The 25,256-nt window shown below is 67.8% G+C and carries 28 protein-coding genes; 16 read left to right on the plus strand and 12 right to left on the minus strand.

Going from position 1 to position 25,256, the window contains the following annotated elements:
- Positions 1-108 precede the first annotated feature (108 nt).
- Complete coding sequence (locus ACLJPD_RS26200) at positions 109-663, plus strand: TetR/AcrR family transcriptional regulator (RefSeq protein WP_410875652.1); 555 nt, start codon at positions 109-111, stop codon at positions 661-663.
- A 1-nt stretch (position 664) separates the two neighbouring features.
- Here ACLJPD_RS26200 and ACLJPD_RS26205 read toward each other — a convergent pair whose 3' ends face one another.
- From ACLJPD_RS26205 to ACLJPD_RS26225, 5 genes are read right to left on the minus strand one after another with little or no spacing between them, the layout of a single operon-like run.
- Positions 665-1,870, minus strand: a complete 1,206-nt coding sequence (locus tag ACLJPD_RS26205; protein WP_410875654.1) for a cytochrome P450 — start codon at positions 1,868-1,870, stop codon at positions 665-667.
- The gene (locus tag ACLJPD_RS26210) at positions 1,867-2,469 is read right to left on the minus strand and encodes a GTP-binding protein (protein WP_410875655.1); all 603 of its coding nucleotides are present in this window, start codon (positions 2,467-2,469) and stop codon (positions 1,867-1,869) included. Before ACLJPD_RS26210 ends, ACLJPD_RS26205 begins: the two co-directional genes overlap by 4 nt.
- Positions 2,444-2,794: a DUF742 domain-containing protein gene (locus tag ACLJPD_RS26215; protein WP_194827562.1), complete on the minus strand. Its 351-nt coding sequence runs from the start codon at positions 2,792-2,794 to the stop codon at positions 2,444-2,446. The genes ACLJPD_RS26210 and ACLJPD_RS26215 overlap by 26 nt, the downstream gene beginning before the upstream one ends.
- Positions 2,791-3,204, minus strand: coding sequence for a roadblock/LC7 domain-containing protein (locus ACLJPD_RS26220; protein WP_410875657.1), 414 nt, complete (start codon positions 3,202-3,204; stop codon positions 2,791-2,793). Before ACLJPD_RS26220 ends, ACLJPD_RS26215 begins: the two co-directional genes overlap by 4 nt.
- Complete coding sequence (locus ACLJPD_RS26225) at positions 3,182-4,642, minus strand: sensor histidine kinase (RefSeq protein ID WP_410875658.1); 1,461 nt, start codon at positions 4,640-4,642, stop codon at positions 3,182-3,184. The genes ACLJPD_RS26220 and ACLJPD_RS26225 overlap by 23 nt, the downstream gene beginning before the upstream one ends.
- A gap of 212 nt (positions 4,643-4,854) precedes the next feature.
- On the opposite strand from ACLJPD_RS26225, the gene ACLJPD_RS26230 reads away from it, so the two are divergent.
- Complete coding sequence (locus ACLJPD_RS26230) at positions 4,855-5,286, plus strand: SRPBCC family protein (protein WP_410875660.1); 432 nt, start codon at positions 4,855-4,857, stop codon at positions 5,284-5,286.
- Positions 5,287-5,306: 20 nt separating this feature from the next.
- Here ACLJPD_RS26230 and dapA read toward each other — a convergent pair whose 3' ends face one another.
- Positions 5,307-6,197 carry a 4-hydroxy-tetrahydrodipicolinate synthase gene (gene dapA / locus ACLJPD_RS26235; protein WP_410875662.1) on the minus strand — a complete coding sequence of 297 codons (891 nt, stop codon included), beginning with the start codon at positions 6,195-6,197 and terminating at the stop codon, positions 5,307-5,309.
- A 71-nt stretch (positions 6,198-6,268) separates the two neighbouring features.
- Here dapA and ACLJPD_RS26240 point away from each other — a divergent pair, with 71 nt between their 5' ends.
- A complete protein-coding gene (locus tag ACLJPD_RS26240; protein WP_410875664.1) occupies positions 6,269-7,141 on the plus strand; it encodes a LysR family transcriptional regulator in 873 nt (290 codons plus the stop codon).
- Between the two features lie 25 nt (positions 7,142-7,166).
- Here the strand turns inward: ACLJPD_RS26240 and ACLJPD_RS26245 are convergent, their stop codons facing one another.
- Positions 7,167-7,913: a GntR family transcriptional regulator gene (locus ACLJPD_RS26245; protein WP_410875666.1), complete on the minus strand. Its 747-nt coding sequence runs from the start codon at positions 7,911-7,913 to the stop codon at positions 7,167-7,169.
- Positions 7,914-8,048: 135 nt separating this feature from the next.
- Between ACLJPD_RS26245 and ACLJPD_RS26250 the strand changes: the two genes are divergently transcribed.
- From ACLJPD_RS26250 to ACLJPD_RS26275, 6 genes are all read left to right on the plus strand, one after another.
- Entirely contained in the window at positions 8,049-9,041 is a 993-nt protein-coding gene (locus ACLJPD_RS26250) for a BMP family ABC transporter substrate-binding protein (protein ID WP_410875668.1), read from the plus strand.
- Between the two features lie 6 nt (positions 9,042-9,047).
- The gene (locus tag ACLJPD_RS26255) at positions 9,048-10,694 is read left to right on the plus strand and encodes an ABC transporter ATP-binding protein (RefSeq protein ID WP_410875669.1); all 1,647 of its coding nucleotides are present in this window, start codon (positions 9,048-9,050) and stop codon (positions 10,692-10,694) included.
- A 71-nt stretch (positions 10,695-10,765) separates the two neighbouring features.
- A complete protein-coding gene (locus tag ACLJPD_RS26260) occupies positions 10,766-11,881 on the plus strand; it encodes an ABC transporter permease (protein ID WP_410875671.1) in 1,116 nt (371 codons plus the stop codon).
- Positions 11,878-12,804: an ABC transporter permease gene (locus ACLJPD_RS26265; RefSeq protein ID WP_410875672.1), complete on the plus strand. Its 927-nt coding sequence runs from the start codon at positions 11,878-11,880 to the stop codon at positions 12,802-12,804. The genes ACLJPD_RS26260 and ACLJPD_RS26265 overlap by 4 nt, the downstream gene beginning before the upstream one ends.
- A gap of 28 nt (positions 12,805-12,832) precedes the next feature.
- Positions 12,833-13,813, plus strand: a complete 981-nt coding sequence (locus ACLJPD_RS26270; RefSeq protein ID WP_410875673.1) for an ornithine cyclodeaminase family protein — start codon at positions 12,833-12,835, stop codon at positions 13,811-13,813.
- Entirely contained in the window at positions 13,810-14,286 is a 477-nt protein-coding gene (locus ACLJPD_RS26275) for a nucleoside deaminase (RefSeq protein ID WP_410875674.1), read from the plus strand. Before ACLJPD_RS26270 ends, ACLJPD_RS26275 begins: the two co-directional genes overlap by 4 nt.
- Before the next feature lie 56 nt (positions 14,287-14,342).
- Here ACLJPD_RS26275 and ACLJPD_RS26280 read toward each other — a convergent pair whose 3' ends face one another.
- The 3 genes from ACLJPD_RS26280 to ACLJPD_RS26290 form a co-directional block, all read right to left on the minus strand.
- A complete protein-coding gene (locus ACLJPD_RS26280) occupies positions 14,343-15,701 on the minus strand; it encodes an MFS transporter (protein ID WP_410875675.1) in 1,359 nt (452 codons plus the stop codon).
- Between the two features lie 151 nt (positions 15,702-15,852).
- On the minus strand, positions 15,853-17,130 hold the full coding sequence (locus ACLJPD_RS26285) for an RNA polymerase sigma factor (protein WP_410875676.1): 1,278 nt from the start codon (positions 17,128-17,130) through the stop codon (positions 15,853-15,855).
- 6 nt (positions 17,131-17,136) lie between these two features.
- Positions 17,137-17,556, minus strand: a complete 420-nt coding sequence (locus ACLJPD_RS26290; protein ID WP_410875678.1) for a YciI family protein — start codon at positions 17,554-17,556, stop codon at positions 17,137-17,139.
- Positions 17,557-17,808: 252 nt separating this feature from the next.
- Between ACLJPD_RS26290 and ACLJPD_RS26295 the strand changes: the two genes are divergently transcribed.
- The 5 genes from ACLJPD_RS26295 to ACLJPD_RS26315 all read left to right on the plus strand — a co-directional run bounded on the left by ACLJPD_RS26295 (position 17,809) and on the right by ACLJPD_RS26315 (position 21,733).
- Positions 17,809-18,588 carry a crotonase/enoyl-CoA hydratase family protein gene (locus tag ACLJPD_RS26295; protein ID WP_410875680.1) on the plus strand — a complete coding sequence of 260 codons (780 nt, stop codon included), beginning with the start codon at positions 17,809-17,811 and terminating at the stop codon, positions 18,586-18,588.
- A 5-nt stretch (positions 18,589-18,593) separates the two neighbouring features.
- Entirely contained in the window at positions 18,594-19,400 is an 807-nt protein-coding gene (locus ACLJPD_RS26300; RefSeq protein ID WP_410875681.1) for an SDR family oxidoreductase, read from the plus strand.
- Positions 19,401-19,451: 51 nt separating this feature from the next.
- Entirely contained in the window at positions 19,452-20,021 is a 570-nt protein-coding gene (locus ACLJPD_RS26305) for a TetR/AcrR family transcriptional regulator (RefSeq protein ID WP_410875682.1), read from the plus strand.
- 86 nt (positions 20,022-20,107) lie between these two features.
- A complete protein-coding gene (locus ACLJPD_RS26310) occupies positions 20,108-21,127 on the plus strand; it encodes a medium chain dehydrogenase/reductase family protein (RefSeq protein ID WP_410875683.1) in 1,020 nt (339 codons plus the stop codon).
- A gap of 27 nt (positions 21,128-21,154) precedes the next feature.
- Positions 21,155-21,733: an ABC transporter permease gene (locus ACLJPD_RS26315; protein WP_410875685.1), complete on the plus strand. Its 579-nt coding sequence runs from the start codon at positions 21,155-21,157 to the stop codon at positions 21,731-21,733.
- Between the two features lie 50 nt (positions 21,734-21,783).
- On the opposite strand, the gene ACLJPD_RS26320 is transcribed toward ACLJPD_RS26315, so the two are convergent.
- A complete protein-coding gene (locus ACLJPD_RS26320) occupies positions 21,784-22,392 on the minus strand; it encodes a TetR/AcrR family transcriptional regulator (RefSeq protein WP_410875687.1) in 609 nt (202 codons plus the stop codon).
- A 119-nt stretch (positions 22,393-22,511) separates the two neighbouring features.
- Between ACLJPD_RS26320 and ACLJPD_RS26325 the strand changes: the two genes are divergently transcribed.
- The gene (locus ACLJPD_RS26325; protein WP_410875688.1) at positions 22,512-23,438 is read left to right on the plus strand and encodes a metal-dependent hydrolase; all 927 of its coding nucleotides are present in this window, start codon (positions 22,512-22,514) and stop codon (positions 23,436-23,438) included.
- Between the two features lie 12 nt (positions 23,439-23,450).
- Complete coding sequence (locus ACLJPD_RS26330; protein ID WP_410875690.1) at positions 23,451-24,602, plus strand: hypothetical protein; 1,152 nt, start codon at positions 23,451-23,453, stop codon at positions 24,600-24,602.
- 106 nt (positions 24,603-24,708) lie between these two features.
- Here the strand turns inward: ACLJPD_RS26330 and ACLJPD_RS26335 are convergent, their stop codons facing one another.
- Positions 24,709-25,176 (minus strand): hypothetical protein, encoded by a 468-nt coding sequence (locus ACLJPD_RS26335; protein WP_410875692.1) that lies wholly within the window; start codon positions 25,174-25,176, stop codon positions 24,709-24,711.
- Between the last annotated feature and the right edge of the window lie 80 nt (positions 25,177-25,256).

The raw sequence follows: 25,256 nt of genomic DNA on the forward strand, positions 1-25,256 counted from the left end.
GCATTTCACCCGCGCATTTCTTCGGAAACCATCCCGTGCCTGGTCGTCGTCGGCTAGACAGATTCCGAAGAACGTCTCACCTCGAGACACTGCCGGAAGGAATCGTCGATGACCGGACCCGTGGACTGGCTGACCGGCAGCGACCGACGCACCATCGCCGTCGACCGCATCGAACGCGCCGCCCTCGCCCTGTTCCTCGAACACGGCATCGACAACGTCACCGCCGAGGACATCGCCGAGGCCGCGGGCTGCTCACGTGCGACGCTCTATCGCTATGTCGGCGGCAAACCGCGACTGGTACGCGCAGTGATGGTCAGGGCCGCTGGCTCCGTCGTCGCGCGTGTCCAGGCAGCCGTCGACCCGCTCCCGCCCGGACGGCGACCCGTTGAGGCCATCCTGGCCGCCGTTGCCGCGATCCGAGCCGATCCGGTGCTGCGCCAGTGGCTGATCCGGCACCGCTCCCCCGACACCGACGAATTCCTCGCCGGCGCACCGGAGCTCGGCCGCATCGCGACCGCACTCACCAGCATCGCCCCTGATGACGAGGCCGCGGGGTGGGTCGTGCGTGTCGTCTTGTCGCTGCTCACCTGGCCGCTGCCCGATCCCGCGGCGGAGCGGCACCTGGTCGAGCGGTTCGTCGGGCCGAGCCTGCACGCGGGCTGATTCACGGCATCGGTAGCGGCGGTGTCTTCGGGAAGGTCACGGGCAGTGCCGCCAGTGAGCGGTGGAACGGGCCGGGCCGCCAGACCAGGTTCTCGACGGGCACGGCGAGGGTCAGTTCCGGGAGGGCGTCGAGCAATTGGTCGATCGCGTCCTGCACGATCAGGTACGCCACCGGCTTGGCCGGGCAGCCGTGCGGGCCCGCGCTCCAGGCCAGGTGCGCCCGGTTGTCGACGACGTCGCGCCCGGCGATGGCCGGATCGTTGTTGCAGGCGGACATGCTGATGACGACCGGTTCGTGGGCAGGCAGCCAGGTGTCGTCGACCAGGATCGGCTGACGCGGGTAGGTCATGCAGAAGTTGGCCAGCGGTGGGTCGGTGAACAGCACTTCGTCGAGCGCGTCGCGCGTGGAAAGACTGCCGCCGAGCACATCTCCGGCGAAGCGATCATCGGTGAGCATCAGCCGCAACGTGTTGACCACCAGGTTCAGCATGGGCTCGATACCCGCACCGTAGAGCACCAGCAACTGGTGCACCATCTCCTCGTCGGACAGGGCCGCCGGGTGCTGGAGCAGGCGCGTGGCGACATCGTCGCCGGGCTCGCGCTGGCGTAGCCCCACCAGGTCCGCCAGTGCGGTAGCGAGCAGGTTGTTGCCCGCTTCGGCGTCGTCACCTTCGAAGATCTGGGCCATCCCGGTGGCGACCTGCTGCCCGATCTCGGGCGTGCACCCGAGCATCGAGTTCAGCGCCTGGAACACCAGCGGAAAAGCGTACTGGCTCAACAGGTCCGCCGATCCGGTCACGCAGAAGCTGTTGATCAGCGGGATCGCGAACTTTTCTACGGTGCTGTGCATCGCGTACAGATCGACCCCGGCGATCCCGGCGACATTGGCCTGCCGGTAGCGGGTGTGCTCGGCGCCGGTGGTGCGCAGCGCGGCCGGACGGAACTGCAGCATCGGCAGGACGGGGCAGTCCTGCGGGATGTCGCGTTGCCACATGCGCGGGTCGGCGGGGAAGTGCTCGGGATCGTTGAGGATGCGCACGGCGGTCTGATAGCCGATCACCAACGTGGCCCGGATGCCGGGCGAGAGTTCCACCGGAACCACCGAGCCGAACTTGGCGCGCATCCGCTGATAGGCGGCCTGCGGATCAGCGGCGAACTCGGGTGCCCACATCGCCACCCGCTCGTCGGCGGCGATATCGACCGTCATGACGCTGTTGCTTCCTGTCTACGAAAGAGGTACTCCGCCAAAGTGATCAGTGCGCGCAGACCCTGATCGCGGCGGCGTGCGTCGAGCGCGATCACCGGCGTCCCGGGGGCGAGGTCGAGCGCCTCGCGCACTTCCTCGAGTGGATAGCGCCGGAATCCTTCGAATTCGTTCACCGCCACCGCGTAGGGGACCCCACGCTGTTCCAGTGCCGAGAGCACGTCGTCGGCCTTCTCGATGCGCCGGGTGTCGACGAGTACCAGCGCGCCGAGGGCGCCGCGGGCCAGTTCCTCCCACAGCGGGGCGAACCGTTCCTGGCCCGGTGTGCCGAAAAGGTACAGTGCCAGTTGGGGGTTCAGGGTGATTCGGCCGAAATCCAGGGCGACCGTGGTCGAGACCTTGCTGCCGAGGCCCGCCATGTCGTCGACACCGATACTGGCCTCGGTGATCGTCTCCTCTGTGCGCAGTGGCCTGATCTCGGACACCCCGCACACGAAGGTGGTCTTTCCGACGCCGAAATTGCCTGCGACCAGGATCTTCACCGACCGTGTCACGGTTTCCGCGACGTAGTCGACCTCATCCCGCGATGGCGCGGAGGCCATGCAGCACCTCCTTGATCAGTGCGAGTTCCGGCTTCACCTGTGCCGGAGTGGGGCAGTGCAGATGACCGCTGTCGAGCAGATCGGACACGATGATCTTCACGACCGAGGCGGGTAGATCGAGATAGGCCGACAGTTCGGCGATCGACAGCGCGCCGCGGCGGCTGGTGAGAGCCAACAGGCGGCGTTCGTCGGGGCGGTGATCAGGGCGCGCGTCGTCAACGGCACGGACCAGGGTCACCAGGTCCAGGTCGTGCGCGGCGCGAACCCGGCCGCCGGTGCGCACATAGGACCGCACCAGATCGGGATCGCGTCTGCCGCGGCTCAATTCCTCCCGCCTAGGCGGGGCGCGCTACCGATCTCGTGACCGACGCGCGAAGCCAGTTCGTTCATCCGATGCGCCACCAGCGCGACGTCGACATCGGCGGTGGTGGCGACGCCGAGCAGAGCGCCCGCACCGGCCGCGGTGATCATGATCATGCCCTCGTCGTACTCGGTCATGTTCTGGCGCACCGTATTCGACGATCCGCCGCAGAATTCGCCGAGCGCCTTGCCGAGCGAGCGCAGGCCGGAGGCGGCCGCGGCGAACCGTTCGGCGTCGTCTTTGACCACGCCGCGAGAGTGGGCGATGCGCAGTCCGTCATCGGACAGCAACACCGCGAAGCGGACGCCGGGGATCTCCAGATCCTCGAGCAGCCACGCCAATCGGTTGGTGCTATCGGCTACCGGTGTGCTCATCGGCTGTTCCTTCCGTGGTTCGCTCGGCCGCAGCGGCGCGACCGCTGCGGGATCCGCTGCGCCAAGCAGCGGCGAGGTCGGGGCGCGCATGCCCCGTCTCGGTTGTTACCCCCGCCGAATCCGGGGCAACCGGTCGGCGGCGGCGCTTGGGCAGCCCGCCGCTGGTGATCTCGTGCACGGCCGCGCCGGGTGATTCGACCTCGGCCACCGGCACCGGAATATGGGCGGGTGCGGCGAGTTCGGGCTCGGGCAGGCGCGGGGCGTCCCCGCTCACCAGCAGCGCCGACGGCACGTACACCATGGCCCGCATGCCGCCGAAGATATTGGGCCCGTCCACGTGCACGGAGAATCCGTAGCGCCTGGCCAGCGCCGCGATGCCGGGGAAACCGACCTTCGGTGCGGGACCGAGGTCGTGGATGTCGACGGCGCGTTCGCCGCTGAGCACCAGGCGCGCGTCCTCGAGCTGCTCGGGACTCATCCGCATGCCCGCGTCATCGATGATCACGGTGACGCCGTGATGGCCCTCCTGGAAACCGATCTCGACGAACGACGACGGCGGCGAGTAGCGCAGCGCGTTGTCGAGCAGGGTAGCCATGGTGTGCACCAGCGGTTCGACGGCGCGGCTGATCACGACCCGATCGGACTGTGTCGTCCGCACGCGCAGGTATTCCCGGACCCGGCCGGTGGCGCCGCCCGCCACATCGGTGAGCGACTGTTGCGGCCACCGACGTCCGGGCAGACCGCCGGAGACGATCACATAGGACTGCGCCTGCCGGATCATCTGCTGCACGGTGTGGTCGATCCGGGTGAGGGTCTCGTAGATCGCGTCGTCGCGATGTTCGCGCAGTGCGGCACTGACGACCTGGCCCAGGTCAGTACCGAGGCTCACCACGGAGGTGCCGAAGGAACGCACCGCGGCGCTGGTGGCCGCCCGTGACGAGGCCGAGAGCTCCTCGCGAGTCTGCTCCTGCGCGGCAGCGACCTCGCTCGCGCGGCGTTGCTCGCCGTAGCGTTCGACCATCGCCCTGGTCTCCTCGACGACCAGGCGCAGATCCTCGGCATGACCGGTCGCGATCCACTGCAGCGCCTGGCCGAATTGCGAATCCCCCAGCTCCACCGGCAGATCCACAGCGATCGACGGGATCTCGTGCCTGCGCACGGCGGCGGTGATCGCGGGCAGCGTGCTCTGTGCCAGCTGCATCAGCGCGTTCTCGCAGGCGAGGCGTTCCCGGATGGCGGCGTCGGCCCGCTGTCGCTGTCGGCGCTCGTTGCGCATGGCCAATACACTGACCGCGATCGCGAGCAGTAACAGCGGCGCACTGATGACGAGCAACAGCACCGCGATTCCTGAGTTCATCAGATCTTTCGTCGTTCTCGACCACGCGACGACCTGCCGGTGGCCCTCGTCGGCCGGCCCGCCGAGGTAGTCGCATTTCATCCCGGAATGGAATCGAATATCCGATTCACATGCTCCGAATTCAGTGACTCGCACACATTAGCAGCACAGTGTCAGATTGCGCCGTGGATCACGCTGTGCGACATCACGATTCCCAGTGAACTGGACCAGAGTACTGGACGGTTGATCTATCATGATTCACCATGCCCTGATCCGACCGCTACGGAACCGCGGGTACCGGATACTATCCCGACGTGGCGAAACTGAAGCTCTCCGTCGATGTCCCCGTCCCGCCGGACCAGGCCTGGACGCACGCGTCCGACCTCCCGCACCTCGGCGATTGGCTGACCATTCACGAGGCATGGCGTGGTGCGCTGCCTGAGGAGCTGACCCCCGGCACCGTCCTCGTCGGCATCGCCCGGGTGAAGGGTTTCCGCAACAAGGTCACCTGGACCGTGCGCACCGCCGAAGCGCCGCGCAAGCTCGCCCTCACCGGAACGGGCATCGGCGGCACCAAGTTCGGCCTCGGCCTGCTGGTCGAGCCGAGCGGCACCGGATCGAAGGTGAGCGTCGACATCGACCTGGGCGGCGCACCACTGTTCGGCCCGATCGGTTCTGCCGTCGCGAAGGCCTTGCGCGGCGATATCGAACGGTCCCTGGAGATGTTCGTCAAGCTCTACGGCTGACCCGCACGAGAGCGTGTGGATCACACCCGCGTGATCGTTGCCGCCTCGCTCGCCGCGAGTGCCACCTCGGTCGCCGCGCTCGAGGCGGGCAGCATCGGCAATCGAACGGCCGCGCTGGAGATCTGGCCGCGTGCGGCGAGTACCGCCTTGATGACGGTGGGGTTCGGCTCGGCGAACAGGGCCGCACCGAGTGCGTCGAGGCTGTTGCCGATGGCGCGAGCCCGAATGATGTCACCGCAGTGCCAGGCCTCGATCAGATCCGCGTAGGCGCGGGGCGCGATATTGGCCGCGGCCAGGATCGCACCGTGTGCGCCGAGGGCGAGCAGGGCGGAGGCGAATCGGTCGTCGCCGCTGAGCACCGTCGCCGCTGTCCGTGCGGCCAGCAATTCGACGCTGGCCGCATCGATGCCGCCCACGGCGTGTTTGAAGCCGACGATATTCGGGGTGTTGGCGAGGCGAATCAGCGTGCTACCGCTCAGCGGGCGCCCGGTGCGGTGCGGCACGTCGTAGACCAGCAGCGGAGCCGGACTGATCGCCGCCAACTGCGTGAAGTGCGCGATCACGCCTTCTTCGCTGGGTCGCACGTAGTACGGCACCACCGCCAGCACGGCCGCGACGGGGCGCCCGAGTTCGGCGATCGCTCTGACCGATTCCGCGGTGGCGTTGCCCCCCGCACAGGCGATCAGTGGTGCGTCGCGGTCGGCGCAGACGCCCGCACAGATATCCAGGACCCGTCCGCGCTCGGCGGCGGTGAGCACCGACGGTTCCGCGGTGGTGCCGAGCGCGACGAGCCCGGTCGCCCCCGCGTCGAGGACGGCGTGCGCGTGTCGTTCCAGCGCGCCGGGCTCGAGCGCCCCGTCGGCGGTAAACGGGGTGATCAGGGGGACGAAGAGGCCGTGTAGCGATGTCATAGCTCTATCGTCGGGCCGAACCCACCATCAGGTCCAGTTCACATTCGTGACGACCACCGTAAGCTGAACTGATGCTCGATGTACGCAAACTTCGCCTGCTCCGCGAACTCGCCCATCGCGGCACCATCGCCGCGGTCGCCGAGGCGCTCAGCTATACGCCCTCGGCGGTGTCCCAACAGCTGACCGCGCTCGAACGCGAAGCGGGCGTGGCGCTGCTCGAACGTTCGGGCCGCCGCGTCACGCTCACGCCCGCCGCCCAGCTCCTGGTCGGTCACACCGAAACGATCCTGGCGGCCCTGGAGCACGCCGACGCCGAATTGGCTTGCACCCGTGATGAACTGGCGGGAACGCTGCGCATCGGCACCTTCCCCACCGCCGCGCGCACCCTGCTGTCGCCCGCCCTGGTGACCCTGAGCACCGACCATCCGCGCCTGGAACTCACTGTCACCGAGATCGACCCCGCCGACATCCCGAACGCCTTACGCGCCGGCACTTTGGACATCGCGCTCACCCACGACTACGACCTGGTCCCCGCCGACGCCGACGCTTCCTTGCAGACCGAACCCCTGCACACCGAAACCGTCTTCCTCGCCACCCGAACCCCCGTGTGCGCCGAGGATTCACTGGCAGCGCACCGCCGATCCCCCTGGATCGCAGGCACTCCCGGCACCCTGTGCCACACCCTCACGATCCGAGCCTGCCAGGCAACAGGGTTCACCCCCCACATCCGCCACCACGCCGACGACTTCGACACCGTCCTCACCCTGGTAGCCGCAGGCGCGGGCGCCGCCATCGTCCCCGCTCTCGCCCTCTACGCACCCCCCGACGACATCACCCTCACTCCCCTGCCCATCCGCCGCCACACCCAACTCGTGTACCGCAACGGCACCGGCCTGCACCCCACCATCCACGCCGCCCGCACCGCCCTTCACGCCGCGGCGTGAAGGGCGGGACCGCCGACCGGCAGACTCAGGCGGATTTCTCGCGGTGGGAGGCTCGTTGTCGGGTGCGGGTCGCCGACACCGGGTCTATCGCGGGCATGGACCACTGGGCCGAGAGAGCGAGGCTGGGTTCTCGGCCGGAGGCTACGTGGCGGTAGGCGATTTCGGCCGCGGCGTCGGGGTCACCGGCCGCGATGGCGGCGTAGAGGGCCTCGTGTTCGTCGCATTGGGTGCCGGGGTCACGTTCCTTGGTGAGGTGGAACAACCACCGGACGCGGGATTCCAAGGGGCGCAACAGCGATTGGAGCAGCGGATTGCCGCAGACTTCGACGATCACCGCGTGGAAGCCGGCGTTAGCGGCGGCGATCGCTGCTTGGTCGCCACAGGCAGTCGCCTGCCGGGCCGCGGTCAACTGCGCACGGAGTGCGGCGAGGTCGGCCGCTCCGGCGCGCTCGGCGGCCAAGCGCGCGGCGAGCGCCTCGAGACTCTCGCGAACATCGAACAAATCACGCACGTCGGTCACCGTGAACGGGGCGACGATCGCGCCCTGGCGCGGCACGATCACGACCAGTCCTTCGCGTTCGAGCATCTGTAGTGCCTCACGCAGCGGGATCCGCGAGATGGCCAGCTCGGTGGCGAGGTCACGTTCCACCAGCCGCTGACCGGGGCTCAAACGCAGATCGATGATCCGGTCACGCAACTCCTCGTAGGCCTGATCCCGCAGCGACTTCTTCGACGATTCGTCTGCCACCGCACCATCCTTCTGCTCCTGCACGCCCACAACGGTAGCCCGTTCGTGGCACGCGACCATTTCTTACTTTTCGGTAATCCGCCTGTCATCTACGAGCCCCAGGCTGACACTTAACGGTATACCGCTAAGTGAGCGGTTCGTTCGACCAAGGAGTACCCCGTGCACAAGTCCACTCGGCGCGCGATCGCCGTCGGCTCGGCCGCCCTCGCCGCCGCCACCCTGCTGTCGGCCTGCGGTTCCGCCGACACCACGGCATCGGGCGGCAAGCTGAAGGTTGGCGTGTTCTTCCCCGGCTCGCTGTCGGACACCGGCTTCATGCAGTCGGGGTACCTCGGCTACCAGCGCATCGCCGACACGCTCGGTGACAAGGTGGAACTCAGCAAGGTCGAACAGGTCGCGGCGAGCGACTACCAGCAGGCGCTGGTCCGTTTCGCCTCCACCAACGACCTGGTGATCTCCCTCGGCGGCCAGACCGACGCCGATGTGCGCAAGGTGGCGCCGCAGTTCCCGAACGTGAAGTTCGTCGAGATCGGCGGCCCGGCCGACGCGAAGCCACTCGCCAATCTCGCCTACTACGACCCGCAGCAGGCCGAGGCCGAATTCCTCAGCGGCGCGGTGTCGGCGGCGGGCTCCAAGTCCGGCGCGGTCGCCTTCGTCGGCGGTGTCGAACTGCCCGCGATCGTCAACGCCGCCAACGCTTTCGCCAATGGCGCACGGTTCGCCAAGCCGGATGCGAAGGTATTGACCCCGCAGTACGTCGGCGACTTCAACGACCCCGCCAAGGCCAAACAGGCCGCGCTGGCCGATTACGGCGCGGGTGCGGGCACGCTCGGCCAGATCGTGAACCTCGGCAAGGCAGGCATGGAGCAGGCCGCGACCCAGTCCAACGCCACCATGGTCGGCGGGCCGATCCCCGGTGACTGCACCAACCCCGTGTACCTGGGCTATGTGCACACCGATATCGGTGCCGGGGTCGAGTTCGCGGTGAAAGCCGCGCTCGACAACTCGTGGAAGGCCGAGAACGTGAGCTTCGGGCTGACCTCGCCCAACGACGGCACCGATTTCGTGTTGTGCAGCAAGGACCCCGGGGTCGCCGACGCACTCGCGAAGGCGAAGACGGCCCTGTCCACCGGCGCCGTCAAGCCGTACTGAGCAACGATGAGCACTCCCGCATTGACCCTGCACGGGGTCGGTAAGCGCTTCGGTGACGTGCAGGCGCTGCACGAGGTGGACGTCACCGTCGAATCCGGCACTGTCCATTGCATTCTCGGCGAGAACGGCGCGGGCAAGTCCACGCTGTGCAACCTCGTCTTCGGCGGCTACCGACCCGACACGGGCCGAATAGAGTTGGGCGGAAACCTTTTCCGGCCCGACTCCCCCGCCGCGGCGATGGCTGCCGGTGTCGCCATGGTGCACCAGCACTTCAGCCTGGTCACCACCATGACCGTCGCGGAGAACCTGCTGCTCACCCAGCACGGACTCCGGCTGCGCCGACAGGACCTGACCGACCGGCTCGACCAGATCGCACAGCGCTACCGCCTGCGCATCGATCTCGACCAGCAGGTCGCGACGATGCCCGTGGGCGCACGGCAGAAGGTCGAGATCGTCAAGGCTCTGCTGCGCAATCCGGCGCTGATCCTGCTCGACGAACCGACGGGAGTGCTCGATCCGGCCGAGATCGACGCGTTGATCGACACCTGCCGCGCCATCGCCGCCGACGGCAAAGCGGTGGTGCTGGTGACGCACAAACTCGGCGAGGTGGCCAGGGTCGCCGATGCCGCGACGGTGCTGCGCCGCGGCACGGTCGCCGGTGGTGGTCGGATGTCGAACACCACCATCGCGCAGCTTCTCACCGCGATGGTGGGCCGCACCGCCGCCGAACTCGACCCGACCGTCGCCGCGACGATCGGTCTGGATCCCACCGACGCGATGAGAGCAGCCGACGCTCCCGCCACGATCGCCGAAACAGGCTCACCCACAACGGGTCCCGCTCTCGACCCGGAGCAGGGCACACCGAGTGGCGGCCTCGAGTCGACTGCCGAATCCGGTTCCCCCGCACCGGTTCTCACGATCGATCGGGTGACCGTCCATCGCGCCGACGGCAGCGCAGCACTCAACGACGCGCGTCTGGTCGTGCGGCCCGGCGAAATCGTCGGGATCGCCGGTGTCGAAGGCAACGGGCAGAGCGAGCTCGTCGCGGTCCTCGCCGGCGGCACCCCGGTGACCAGCGGCACGGTCACTCTCGCCGACACCGATATCACTACCGCCAACCCCGCGACCCGGACCGGGCTCGGCCTCGGCGTGGTGCCCGAGGACCGCCACCGCGACGCGATGGTCGCCGAGATGACGTTGGCCGAGAACCTCTTCCTCGGCCGACTGGGCCGCTTCCGACGCTTCGGACTGCTCGACAAGCAGGCGATGGGCCGCGCCGCCAAGGCCGAACTCGACCGCTTCGATGTGCGCGCGGCCGGACCGTGGGTGCCGATGGGCTCGCTCTCGGGTGGCAATCAGCAAAAGGTGGTGCTGGCCCGGGAACTGTCCACCGCGAACCTGCGCTGCCTGGTCGCCGCCCAACCGACGCGCGGATTGGACATCGGCGCAGTCGATTTCGTACTCACCCAACTGCGTCGCGCGGCCGCCGACGGCTGCGGGGTGCTGGTGGTCTCGAGCGAAGTACCCGAGTTGCTCGCGCTGTGCGACCGGGTGTTCGTCGCGTACCGCGGCGCGCTCCGGGGACCGGTGGAGACCTCCGATCCCGCAGCGGCACAACAGATCAGCGAATTGATGATGGGAGTCGCGGCATGAGCGGTCAGCGCCCGGAGGCGGGAGCGAAGCGTGACCACGCAGGGCGCCCGCGCATGCCGGATAGACACCGCATGAGCGGTCTGCGCCAGTGGGCACACCACCCGATCGTCGTCGCGGTGGCGGCGATGCTCGCGGCGGGGGTGGTCGGGCTGATCCTGGCCGCCGTCGCGGGCGCCGCCCCCGGCGCCACGATGACAGCACTGTGGGAGGGCATGTTCGGCAGCGACTACGCGATCGGCGCCTCACTCAATGTCGCGGCCACCTTGATGCTGGTGGCCGTCGGCTTCACCATCGCCCACCGCGCCGGGCTGGTCAATGTCGGTGGCGAGGGCCAGATCTGTGCCGGTGGCATCGCCGCCACGGCGATCGGCACCACGCTCACCGGCGCACCCGCCGCGATCACCCTGCCCGCGGTGCTGCTCGGGGCGGCGGCCGCGGGCTGGCTGTGGGCCGCCATCGCGGCGTATCTGCGGGTCGCGCGCGGCACCAGCGAGATCATCACCACGCTGCTGCTCAACTTCGTCGGCCTGGCACTGGTACTGCTCGTCGTGCACGAGCCCGCGCTGCTGCGTCAGCCGGTGACCTCCTCGGAGACCCTGCCGCAGTCCGAGCAGCTCACCGCGGCCGCGCATCTGCCGCTGCTCGGCATCGAGCGCTCCCCCGCGACCATTGCCCTGTGGATCGCCGTGGTGGCCGCGTTCGGCACCGCGATCCTGGTGCGCCACACCGCACTCGGTACCCGCTTGCGCGCGGTCGGGCTCAATCCCGACGCGGCGGCCCGGCTCGGCTTGCCGGTGCAGCGGCTGCGCTTTCTGAGTCTCTCGGCGGCGGGCGCGTTCTCCGGTGTCGCGGGCGGACTGCTCGTGGCGACGGCGCCGTTCGTCCTCGCCGAGGGCTTCTCCTCCGGGTACGGATTCTCGGGCCTGGTCGTCGGGCTGCTCGCACGTGGCTCACTGGCCGCCGTCGTTGCGGTGTCGCTGCTGCTCGGGTTCCTCGTCTCCGGCGGGATCAACCTGCAGCTGGCCGCGAATGTGCCCGCGTCGACCATCTCGGTGGTGGAGTCGCTGATGATCGTGTTCATCGCGGGCGCCGCCATCTGGACCTATCGCAAACGCAAACCCGAACCCACTGCCCCACAACCGATTTCCCCCGTGGATACCGCCGATCTGGCAGGAGCACCGCGATGAGCCTCGACACGGTCACCGACATCGCCACCAGCGGAATCGGTTTCACCCTGCCCATCCTCGTCGCCGCGAGCGGCGAGCTGGTGAGCGAGCGCGCGGGCGTGCTCAATCTGAGCCTCGAGGCGATGATGCTCACCGGCGCGTTCGCCGGTGTGCTCGGCGCCGTCACCACCGGTTCGCCGGTGCTCGGTGCGGCCACCGCGGTGATCGCCGCCCTGCTCTTCGGTGCGCTGCAGGCGATCTGGAGCATCGGCCTGCGTGCCGACCAGATCGTCGTCGGCATCGCCAGCAACGCACTGGCCCTCGGCGCCACCACCTATGGTGCGCGCCTGCTGCTCGCCGACGGCAAGGGCCACAGCGTGCCGGGTTTCGACGCACTGAAGATCCCGGTGCTGCACGACATCCCGGTCATCGGTCCCGCCTTGTTCGGGCAGACCGCGCTCGGCTATCTGTGTATCGCGGTTGTCGCCGTCCTGGCGTTCGTGTTCTCCCGCCGCACCAAACTGGGCCTGATGATCGATGCGGTCGGCGAAGACGCCGTCGCCGCCGACCGCACCGGCCTGTCCGTGAAGGTCATCCGCTACGGCGGCGTGCTGCTGGCCGCGTTCGCCGCGGGCCTCGGCGGAGCGCAGTTGGCGCTGTCGGAAGTGCATTCTTTCAGCGACAACATGACCGGGGGCATCGGCTATCTCGCCGTGGTCGCGGTGATCGCGGGACGCTGGCGCGCCCTCGGCGTGATCTGGGCTTCGGTGTTCTTCGGCATCGCCCAGGCGCTGCAGTTCGCGTTGCCCGCCCTCGGGGTGGATGTGCCGTTCGCACTGCTGGTGATGCTGCCATACCTGATCGCGATCGTCGCCGTCAGCGGCTTGGTCGGCAACAGCCGCTCGCCACGCGACCTCACCGTCGCCTTCGCCCGAACTTCCTGACCTGCCACTCTTTTCGTAGGAGCCACCGTTGACTCTGATCCTGTCGCATTCCGATGTGACCGCCGTCCTCGACCGCGGCGAGGTGCTCGCCGCCGTCGAGCGCGCACACGCCGACCTGGCCCTTGGCACCGCGTTCGTGCCCGCTCCCCCGGCTATGGCCTTGGGCGGCGCGGCCTTTGTCCCCATGGTCGCCGCCGCCGAATCCGCCGGCGCCGCCGCCGTGAAACTGCTCGCCGACCTGCCTGCCAACCGCGAGCGCGGACTGCCGGTGCAGCGGTCGGTGATCGTGGTGACCTCGGCCGCCGACGGTTCGTGCGAGGCCCTGATCGACGGACGCCTCATCACCGCCGTCCGCACGGCCGCCGCCAGCGCGGTAGCGACGAAATACCTTTCCCGACAGAACAGTTCGGTTCTCGGCGTGATCGGCGCGGGCAATCTGGCCGTCGAACACACCCGCGCGATCGCGACCGTGCGCGAGCTCACGACCGTGCTGGTCTGGTCGCGCACCGCCGCCACCATCGACCGATTCCGCAGGGCTACAGCCGATCTCGGCCTCGAGGTGCGCGCCATGGAAAGCCCTGAAGCGGTGACGCGCGCCGCCGACGTGCTGTGCACCCTCACCCCGTCACGCGAGCCGGTCGTCCATGGCGCCTGGTTCGGCGACGGCCTGCACGTCAATGCCGTCGGTGCCCCGCCCCGCGCCGATCACCGCGAGGTCGACGGCGAGGCCATGCGCCGGTCCATCGTCGTCGTAGACTCGGTCGGCACCACGCTCACCAAGTCCGGCGACACTCTCCTGGCCATCGCCGAGGGCGCGATCACCCAGGATGCGGTGGGCACCGAGTTGGGCGAGGTGATCGTGGGCCGGGCACCCGGTCGCCGCGGCGACCACGACATCACTCTGTTCAATTCGGTGGGCATCGGCCTGCAGGACCTGGCCGCCGCCCGCCTGCTCATCGACAAGGCCCGCGCGGGCGGCCTCGGAACGGAAGTGGATCTCAGCGCATGAGCGAACTGACCGATATCGACATCACCCACCTGCGTCGTGCCATCGACCTCGCCGCACACGCGGCCTCGCTCGGCGACCGACCCTTCGGCGCGGTCGCGGTGGCAGCTGACGGCGCTGTCCTGGCCGAGGGCGTGAACGCGGTGCACACCACCGGCGACGTCACCACCCACGCCGAACTGGTCGCGATCACCCTCGCGACCGCCGCGGGCCGCGCCGCGGATCTGCGCGGCGCCACCGTGTACGCCAGCGGCGAACCGTGCCCGATGTGCGCCGCCGCGATGGTGTGGGCCGGGGTCGGTCGCATCGTCTTCGCCGCGGCCGCCGCCGAATTCGGGCCGATCCTGCCCCCTGGTCCCAGCTTCGAGCTCACCTGCGCCGAGGTCGTCGCGAGCTCGAACGTGCCGGTGCAAGTCAGCGGACCGCACCTGGGCGAGGATGCTCTCGCCGTCTTCCGCGCGGCCACCGAGAACTAGTCGCGGACACACCGCGGGTGCGGCATCGTGTCGATGCCGCACCCTCGGTGCGCGGTTCACTTCACCGCGACGAACTCCTCTGGTTCGCCCAGCTCACGCTGTTCCTCGATCGCCTCGGGCGTGCCCGGCACCTGCGTGCCGCGCAGCGAGACACCCTTGGTCTCGATGAGGAAGAAGGACGCGATCAAACCGACCGCGCACGCCCCGAACATGTAGTACGCCGGAATCATGTTGTCGCCGGTCGCGCCGATGAGCGCCTCGTTGATCACCGGCGCGGTACCACCGAACATCGAGGTCGCGACGTTGTAGCCGATCGCCACACCGGCGAAACGCACGATCGTGGGGAACATCGCGGGGAACGTGGCCGAGATCGTGGCCAGCTGGGGAGCGTAGAGCAGGCCAAGGATCGCGAAGCCGACGATCGCCCCGGTGAGCGAGGACCCGATCAGGTGGTAGGCCGGGATCACCGCGATCATCATCGCCGCGCACGAGAACATCCACATGGGTTTGCGCCCGATCCGGTCCGAGAGCGCACCGAGGAACGGCAAGGTGCACAGCATCGCGATCTGGCCGATCAGCGGCACGAGCAACGCGTCCGACTCCTCCATGCCGAGCGTGGACCCGAGGTAGGTCGGGGTGTAGCTGAGCAACGAGTAGTTGACGACGTTCAGTGCGATCACCAGGCCGAACAGCGTCAGCACCGGACGCAGGTACTTGGTCACCAGATCGCGGTAGACGCCGGAGATCTCCTCGGTCTCGTCCTTGCGCTCGACCTCGCGGAACACCGGGGTGTCCTCCACCCGGCTGCGCAGGTACATGCCGATCAGACCGAGCGGCCCGGCGATCAGGAACGGGATCCGCCAGCCCCACGAATTCATCGACGCGTCGTCGAGCACATTCACCAGCAGCAGGGCGACCAGATTACCGAGGGTGAAGCCGACGAGCGTGCCGACCTCGAGGAAACTGCCATAGAATCCGCGCTTGCGATCCGGCGCGTATTCGGCCATGAATGTCGCGGCCCCACCGTATTCACCACCGGCGGAAAGTCCCTGGATCATGCGCAGCGCGTACAGCAGAATCGGGGCCGCGATGCCGATCATCTCGAAGCTCGGGATGAATCCGACGGCCATTGTCGATCCGGCCATCAGAATAATGGTGGTGGCGAGCACCCGCTTACGCCCGATGCGGTCACCGAGCGGACCCCAGATCATGCCGCCCACCGGCCGGATCAGGAACGATACGGCGAACCCGAGCAGCGTGTAGACCATCCCGGACTCACCGTCGCCGGGAAACAACGACCTCGCGATATAAGTCGCCAAATACGCGTAGACACCGTAGTCGAACCATTCGACCGCATTGCCGATCGCCGATGCACCGATAGCGCGGTGCAGCACCGATTTCGATTCCTGTGACATCCACAAACCTCTCGTCGTCGCCATTCAGGGCTACCCCGGTCGGTTCCCGAACAAACGTTACGACTCTGCGAACAAGCCTCTTATACGCCTCGGCCTTGCGGCCACGAGCCATTCGACACGGGGCATTCCTGTTGCCGTTCGGTGTATACAGTCAGGCGAGGGCGGCGAGTTTGCTTGCGAGGACGGTCTTCTCACGTTCATTGCCGCACCGGCGGATGGCTTCGGTCAGCTCCGCGCGAGCTTCGGTGGCGCGGCCGAGTCGGGTGAGCAGTTCGCCGCGCACGCTGGGCAGCAGGTGCGAGGCGGACAGAGCGCCCGATGCGGCGATCTCTTCGACGATCGGCAAGGCCGCGGCAGGCCCGTTGGCCATCGACACGGCCACCGCCCGGTTCAACTCGACCACCGGCGAGGGCGCCAGCCTGCCCAGCGCCTCGTACAGCACCACCACCCGTTCCCAGTCGGTCCGCTCGACCGAGGGCGCGACCGCATGACATTCGGCGATCGCGGCCTGCAGACCGTAGGCCCCGAGGCCGCGGCCGACCTCCCCGGCTTTCACCAGCGCGGCCCGACCGCGCCGGATCGCCGAACGGTCCCAGCGGCGGCGGTCCTGCTGCGCCAGCAGCACCGGCTCACCGTCGGGGCCCGTCCGGGCGGGAAACCGCGCCGCGGTCAGTTCGAGCAGCGCGAGCATGCCGTAGACCTCGGGTTCGGCGGGCATCAGCCGCGACAGCACGCGCGCCAGTCGCTGCGCTTCGCCTGCCAGATCGAAGCGGATGAGGTCGTCGCCGGTGCTGGCCGAGGACCCCTCGGTGAAGATCAGGTAGATGACACCGAGCACCGAACCCAGACGGGCCCGGCGCTCGACGGCGGGCGGAACTTCGAACGCGACCTCGGCCGCGCCGAGCGTCTTCTTCGCCCTGGTGATCCTGGCCTGCACGGTCGCGGTCGGCACCAGGCAGGCCTTGGCGATCTCGTCGCTGGTCAGACCGCCGACCACCCGCAAGGTCAAGGCCAAACGCGCCTCCCGCGACAGCACCGGGTGACACGAGATGAACATCAACGCGAGCACATCGTCGTCGATCTGGTCGGGATCCCACAGCACGTCCTGTGCCGCGCGCACGGGGTCGCCACCGGTGAGCGCATCGCCCTCGCCGAGGTCGGCGGCGAGGGCGGTGTAGCGGTCATCGAGGGCGGCACGGCGCCGGAACGCGTCGATCGCCCTGCGCCTGCCGACGGTGAGCAACCACCCGGCCGGCTGACGTGGCACGCCTTCGCGTGGCCACGTCACCAACGCCTCCGCGAAGGCCTCCTGGGCGAGATCCTCGGCCATCGCGAAGTCGCGGGTGTAGCGTGCGAGTGCGCCGACGATGCGGGCCGATTCGATCCGCCAGACGGCGGCGACGGCCTCGCGGCCGGTGTGGTCGCTCATCGTGATTCAGAGCTGGCCGGTGGCTTCACGCCAGGCGCGCTCCTTCTTGATCCAGATATTGTCCTGCGGGAATTCGTCGATGCTGGTGACCCGGCGGATCTCGGTCTTGATGCCGGGCCCGGCATACGGCATCCGCTTGGCCCACTCGATCGCCTCCTCCTTGGAGGCCACGTTGAGGATGTAGTACCCGCCGAACAGTTCCTTCGTCTCGCCGTAGGGGCCATCGGTGACGACCGGAGTCTCCGACGAGTAGTCGACGACCACGCCCTGGGCCGCGTCGTCGAGTCCCTCGGCGGCGACGAGTACCCCGGCGCTGATCAACTCGTCGTTGAACTTGCCCATCGTCTCGAGAATCTCGTTGAAGTCGACGTCGGCCATCCCGGCCCAGGCTTCGTCGGTGGCGCGCATGATCAGCATGTACTTCATGGTTTCGTCTCCTCGGATCGGTGTGGACCCGCTTGCCGGGCCCTGCGTTCATCCCTAGGTCGAACGGGCACCGGTGCGGATCGACACCCGGCCGAAAACAATTTTCGCGAGTATTCGGCAGCCTACGACGAGTGGGATGTTCGCGTGCTGACGCCGGACACGAATGCCCGAATCGGGTATTCATGATCATCGGGCGTGATACAGATCGAACAGGTTTGTCATGCAGGCAGGCACCAACAGAAGGAGTCACCCGTGAGTGCGGTTCTCGTCGAGCAACGCGAGCATGTGCTCGTGATCGTGCTCAAAAGACCCCAGGCCATGAACTCGGTCGACGCCGAACTCAGCACCGGGGTCGGCGAGGCACTCGAGCGTGCCGACGCCGACCCGCAGATCCGCGCGGTCGTCCTCACCGGTGCGGGCGAGCGAGCGTTCTGCGCGGGCGCGGATCTGAAGGCCCTCAGCCGGGGCGAGTCGATTTTCGCCGCGGGACACGAGGATTGGGGCCTGGCGGGATATGTCCGGCATCCGATCAGTAAGCCGACCATCGCCGCGGTGAACGGATTCGCGCTCGGCGGTGGCACCGAACTCGTCCTGGCCAGCGATCTCGCCGTGGCCGCCGAGACCGCCACCTTCGGCCTGCCCGAGGTCGCCCGCGGCCTGTTCGCCGCGGCAGGCGGCGCGTTCCGCCTGCCCGAGCAGCTGCCACGCAAGGTCGCGATGGAGATGATCCTCACCGGCGAGCCGATCACCGCGGCCCGCGCACTGGAACTGGGCCTGATCAACCGCGTCGTACCCGCCGCCGACGTGCTCGAAGCCGCGCTGGCCCTGGCCGACCGGGTCGCGCAGAACGCGCCGCTGGCGGTGCAGGCGAGCAAGCGGGTTGCACTGGGCATCATCGACGGCAAGCTCGCCGACGACGCCGCGTGGGATCAGAGCGACCGCGAGATCATGGCGGTCGCGATGACCGAGGACATGCGCGAAGGCGCCATCGCCTTCGCGCAGAAGCGCAAGCCGAACTGGCAGGCACGCTGAGCCCGATGCGGATCCTGATCCTCGGCGCCTCCGGTTTCGTCGGCAGCGCGCTGCACGCGCAGTTCGCCGAGAACCATGAGGTCGTCGGGACCAGCCGGGGCGGGCACGGGCTCGCCCCGGTGGATCTGGCCGACACCGGCGCAGTGCGAGAACTCGTCGGGCAGGGGTTCGACATGGTGGTCCACACGGCCGGTGTGGTGGATCTCGGTGCCGCGCAACGTGATCCCGCCGCGGCCCATGCGGCGAACGTCGCGCCGATGGTGCCACTGCTCGATGCCATCGGCGACACCGGCGCGAAACTCGTCTATCTGTCAACCGACAACGTCTTCGACGGCACGGCCGATTACTACGACGAAAGTGCGACGCGCACACCGATCAACGTCTACGGCGAGACCAAGGTGGCCGCCGAGGACCTGGTCCTCCAACACGACCGCCACCTGGTTGTGCGCCTGCCCCTCGTCTACGGGCGCAGCCCACTGTCGAACAAATTCCTGGCCCGCTTCGCCGCGCCCGAGATCCAGGCGCGTACCGACATCGTCTGCAATCCGCTGTATCTGCCGAGCCTGGCCCCCGCGCTCGAGCAGCTCGCTGACGAGTCGGGCGTCGTGCACATCGCGGGTGCGGAAATCCTGAGCCGCTACGAACTCATGACCCGGGTTCGCGACCACCTCGACGCACCCGCGCGCATCGTGGCGACCGATCGCTTCTCCGCCGTCCAGGACTGCCCGCGCCCATTACGCCTGGTCATGCACAGTATCCGGCACACCGTATCCGGCCCGGACGTGGACACCGCCCTCGCGGATCTCCACTGATCCCCGCTCTTGTGTTGACGCCCACCGAAGAGTGAGTGTACAGTCACTCACATGATCAAGCGCGGTGCCACCCTCTCCACCTCGGACGTCCGGCGTGACGCGGTCGTCGACGCCGCGATCATCGAGTTCGCCAAGACCGGCTACCACGGCACCCCGATCAACACGGTCGCCGCCCGCGCCGACATCTCCCCGGCCTACGTCTTCAAACTCTTCCCCGGCAAGGTCGCCCTGTTCGTCGCCGCGCTCGATCACTGCTTCGAACTCGTCGAGCGCGCGATGTCAACGGGCGCAGCCAATTCCACCGCGACCGACCCGGCCGCGATCCTGCACGACATGGGCGGCGCCTACGCCGAGCTCATCGCCGACAAGAGCCTGCTCATGCTGCAGGTGCACGCCCAGTCCGCCACCGACATCCCGGAAATCGCCGACGCGCTGCGCCGGGGCCTGGCCAGGATCACCACGTTCGTGCAGCGCCGTTCCGGCGCCGCCCCCGAGCAGATCCAGTACTTCATCGCCTACGGCCAGCTCTGCCACCTCGTCACCACCCTCGGACTCGACGACAACGACAGCGCGTGGGCCACCGCCCTGACCACCGGAATGCGCCACCCGAACGCCCACTGACCCCTCCGCTCCAGCCTTCTCACGGTTGGAGCTTTCTTTTCCACCAAGAGTGATTGACCAGTCACACACCATGAAGGGCTCCCCTGATGAACACCACGACCGTCACCGAAATCGTCCTCCCCGGGCGGGTAGATCCCAGCGGCCTGCTCGTCACCCATCGCGAAATCCCCGCACCCGGCCCCGGCCGCGCACTGGTCCGGGTCGATGCCTCCGGGGTGTCGTTCGCCGAACAGCAGATGCGTCGCGGCAAGTACTTCGATCAGCCGCCGTTCCCGTTCGTCCCGGGCTACGACCTGGTCGGCACGGTGGTCGCGGCCGACGACGCGACCCTGGTCGGGCAACGGGTCGCCGCGTTGACCAAGATCGGCGGCTGGAGCAGTCACGTCGATCTCGACGCCGCCGACCTGATCCCTGTGCCCGACACCCTCGATGCCGCCGACGCGGAAACCTTTGTCGTGAACGGTATTACCGCGTGGCAGATGCTGCACCGGGTCGCCGACGTCGCACCGGGTGCGACGATCCTCGTCCACGGCGCCAACGGCGGCGTCGGCTCGACGCTGGTCCAACTGGCCCGTGCCGCGGGCATTCACGTGATCGGCACCGCGTCGGCTCGCCATGCCGACGCCGTCACCGCACTGGGCGCCACCTGGATCGACTACCGCACTGATGTGCCGCACCAGGTTCGGGCCCTCGCGCCCGGGGGCGTCGACGCCGTGTTCGATCACATCGGCGGCCCCGGCATCACTGATTCCTTCGGCCTGCTCGCCGACGGTGGCACGCTGGTGTCCTACGGAACGGCCGCAACCAAGAACGACGAAGGCGACTCACGTCTTCCCGTCCTGAAGCTGTTCGCCCGCCTGCTGTGGTGGAACATGCTGCCCAACAAGCGAAGTGCGCATTTCTACAACCTCTGGGCAGGCAAACGCAACATCACCCGCTTCCGTGCCCGCATCGCCGAAGACCTGGTCCAGGTCCTCTCCCTCGCCGCCGCGGGCACGGTGACCGCGCAGGTCGCGGCCCGCATCCCCCTCACCGATGTCGCCCGAGCGATGGAGCTCGCCGAATCCGGCACCGTCACCGGCAAAGTCGTCCTCGTCAGCGCCTGATCCGCTCACACCCCCTGGAGATCGATCATGTACCAGCAGCTTTCCCACTCCGCTCGCACCGTCCTCGACAATCGCCCGATCTATCTGAGTTTCGGCCTCGCCTGGCTGATCGGACACGGCTCCTTCGCTGTGAGTCACGGCCCGAATCCCGTGCTCAACCTGCCCGGCTACGTGCCGACCGCACTCCTGGGAGTCGGCTTGCTGGCGGCCATGGTCATCACCATGGTTGTCTCCATGCGAGCCCAGCGGGGCGCGACGGGCCGTGAAGCGGTGGTGGGCAATCTGCTCGGCGCGTCGTGGGTGATCGGGTTCGCGGCGCTGTTCTTCCTGATCACCGCGGTCGGCTCGACGATGGATCCCGACACCGCCGCAGCGCTCTGGCCGACCGGATCCGGACTGGTCGTCGGGCTGCTCTACCTCGCAGGCGGCGCCGCCTACCGCGACGTTCTGCAATACACGCTCGGCGCCTGGCTGGCCGTCAGTTCCACGGCCGCACTGTTTCTCGACGGCGCGTCGCTGTACTGGGCGCTGGCACTGGCAGGCGGTGGTAGCTATCTGCTCGCCGCCGCGATCGAGCCGCGCCGGATCGCGGCCGCGGCGAACTGAGATTCTCGACAACGTGCCCGTCCGGATTTCCGGGCGGGCACGCTCGGCGTTCAGCCCTTCGGCTGCGCGCCGATCGCCGGTCCCATCCATCGGTACAGGTAGCGACGCAATTCGGCGTCGGAGCGTGCCGGGTCGCCCGGCGAAAGGAAGAACGACTGCATCGTGCGCAGGACGTATTCGACGAGTTCGCGCAGGGCGGGCTCGTCGTAACCGTGGGCGGCCCAGTCGACATCGAAGCGGCGGATCATGGTCATGCCGAAGGCTTGGGCCTCGTCGGAGGTCATGCCCTCCGGATGGGCGTTGGAATACGAGCTCGACAGCAGAATGCCCAGGTGAGGGGTGCGGCGGACATCGGTGAGAGTGAAGACGACGGCCTCTGTCATCGCTTCGACGGGGTCGCCGAGGCCGCTGACCTGGCGGGTGAGCCGATCGAGGAAATCGTCGGCCGAGGCGATGGCCGAGGCGGTCATGAGCGCGTCGGCGCTGGGGAAATACCGGTAGACCGTCTGACGGATGACACCGAGCGATTCCGCCACATCGGCGATGCTGATCTCGGCGCCGGTCCGGCCGATGAGTTCGACTGCGGCAGCGATGATCCGACGCGTCGCCTCCGCATCGTCACCCGGCGGACTACCGCCCCACCCACGTCTACGCGCCACCAGGTGGACGCTAGCACAACCGCAGGTCAGGGCGAATTCCCACAAAGTGATCATACACTCGGAGGCCTCATCGTATGATTGCTTTATTCAACAGTGGCCGAACAACGAGGTAACCCACCGTGACCGACCTTCATGTCCGAAAAATGGACTTCGCGTTCTCCGACTACGACGTGCCGTTTCTGTGGAATCCACAGAACCCGGGCTTCTCGTCGATGGCCAATGCCGTCTCGTTCCTGGCGATCGGCTTCGAGAAGATGATCGTGCAGCTGATCACGCAGGCGAAACCGCAGATCACCGACCCCGAGGTGGCCGAAGAGGCCGATGCTTTCATGCGTCAGGAGGGTCAGCATTCGACGGCGCATCGCCAGCATGTGAAGGCGCTGATCCGGCGCTACCCCGGTCTGCAACAGACCCTGGACGCGGTGATCGGCGAGTTCGACAAGCTCACCGCCGAGACCCCGGTGAAGTACCGCCTCGCCTACACCGCTGACCTCGAGGCGACGTTCACGCCGGTGTTCAAGCTGATGCTCGACAACGACAAGGATCTGTTCGCCCCCGGCGACGACCGCGTCGCCTCGCTGTTCATCTGGCATTTCGTCGAGGAAGTCGAGCATCGCAGCTCGGCGCTGATCATCTTCAATTCCGTGGTCGACAGCGAGCTGTACCGGATGCGAGTGGCAGCGTCGATCTTCCGGCACGTGCTGAAGGTGATCCGGGTGGCGTGCGAGGGCTTCAACGAGCATGTGCCGCTGGAAGATCGGCAGGTCGACGCGCTGTCGATGTTCGCCAACTACCGCAGGGGGCAGACGCTACGGCGATGGCTACCGTTCCTGCAGCCCGCCGACAACGGGACGATGCCGCGCGCGTTCGACGATCTCGGACTGCGCGAACAGCTCGTCGCACTGGGCGGCATCATCCGCAGTCAGACGCCCGGGCACAATCCGGCGCACGAGAAGTTGCCCGTGCTCGCCGACGAATGGTTCCGCCGCTACGACGAGGGCTACGACGTAACCCGCTGGTACACCGCCGATTCCGTCAGCTCGTAGAAGGTAACCACCATGGCCGAACACTGCTCCCCCACCTTCGCCGAGCTCGCCACCGAACTCGGCTTCTCCTGCGAGGAAGCCGGCGGACTCGTCGAGTTCCGTAGCCCGTTCGCACTGGAGAACTGGACCCTGCCGGTCCTCGAACTCACGATCATCGTCGGCGCGATTCTCGCGCTCTGGTACGCGATCGTGCGCCTGCGCCGCCACGGCGATCCCACCAACCTGGTGCTGTGGTTCGGCGCCACCGCCTACCTGTTCGTCATCGAACCGCCGCTGTACTTTCCGGCCGCGTTCGGTATCGAAGACCACGTCGACACCATGTTCGCCCACAACGTCTTCACCGTGGATTTCCTCTGGGGTCGACTCCCCCTCTACATCATCGCGATCTACCCACTGATGGCGACGATGGCGTTCGGCATCGTCCGGATGCTCGGCATCTTCCGTCGCTACGGCGTCGTGATCGGCGCCACCTGTGTCGGTTTCGTCCACCACGCCTTCTACGAGATCTTCGACCACCTCGGGCCCCAATTGCGTTGGTGGGAATGGTCGATCGACAACCCGATCAACCAGCCGATGTTCGATTCGGTTCCGATGGGCAGTGTGGTGGTGTTCGCGGCACTGTGGCCGATGTCGCTCGCGTTCTGCGTCCAGTACTTCGTCGGCCGCCACGTCGACGAGGGCAAGCACTTCTCCGGTATCGAATTGACTTGGCGCACAGTGGTGATCGGCCTACTTGCCTCGGTCGGCACCTTCCTGCTGCCCCTGCCCGCCACCGTCATCGGCATGCTCGGCGACACCGTCCGCGGCACCGTCTACGCGCTGGAGCTGGCCGCTCTCGCGATCGTGGCCACCGTCGTGATGGTTCGCCAGTGGACCGAACTACGCCGCAAAACCGCGACAGCCCCGCAGTACACCGACCCCTTCGTCCAACGATTCGCCATCCTCTACCTCCTCGTCTTCGCCGCCCTCTGGATCGCCTCCCTGCCCGACTTCTTCGCCGCCGTCAACGGCGAGACCAGCAACGGCGACCCCATCGGAAACCTCTGGTACACAGCGGCTTGCTTCGCCATCGCCATCCTCTCGGTCGTGGCCACCTTCACCGTGCCACGCACCACGACGACCCCCGACGTAGCTGTGTCGACAGCATCGAAGGTGCCCGGCTGATTCGAACCGACAAGGCCTGGCGGGCTGCGGAATCGGCGACGGGTTCGCCGATCCGCAGCCGTCGGGCTCGGTCTCGTGCAGCGCGGAAGTTTTCGGGGTGTTGGTGTCAGTACACCCGGAAATTTGTGACGCTCGGGGAGTGAGGCAGGTCGGTGGTGAGGCTGAATTCGACTTGACCGGGGCCGGTTACGAGGCGGAGGTTGCCTACAACGGGGGCCGACCAGAAGAACGGTTGCCAGGCGCCGAGGGACGTGGAAGCTTGGCCGGTGGCGCCGGTGTCGAGGTTGCGCCAGTGGACTGTGGGGGCCAGGGTGCACCAGGGGGCGGGGACGCCGAACACCTTCAGCCAGCCTTTGAGTTGGAGGTCCACTGTGCCGGGGACGTCGCCGTCGGGGTAAACGTTGCCCACTGCCCAGACGTCACCGGAGCAGCCGAGGCCGTGGGCGCCCGTGGTGGTCATCGGGAGCTCGACGGGGATGTAGTTCGACGCTGCGGCGGGGGCGCTGGTGGCGATCAGGGCGGCTACTGCCGCGCTGGCGGCGAGGGAGATTGTGGCGATTTTCCGCTGGGACATTTCAGCCTTTCAATTGCGATGGCATGAGATGGCTTCGAATTCATTGTTCCATCGGCTAACGGGTTGCCGTCGTTACCCCG

Source organism: Nocardia sp. A7 (genome assembly GCF_046549215.1).
Taxonomy (GTDB): domain Bacteria; phylum Actinomycetota; class Actinomycetes; order Mycobacteriales; family Mycobacteriaceae; genus Nocardia.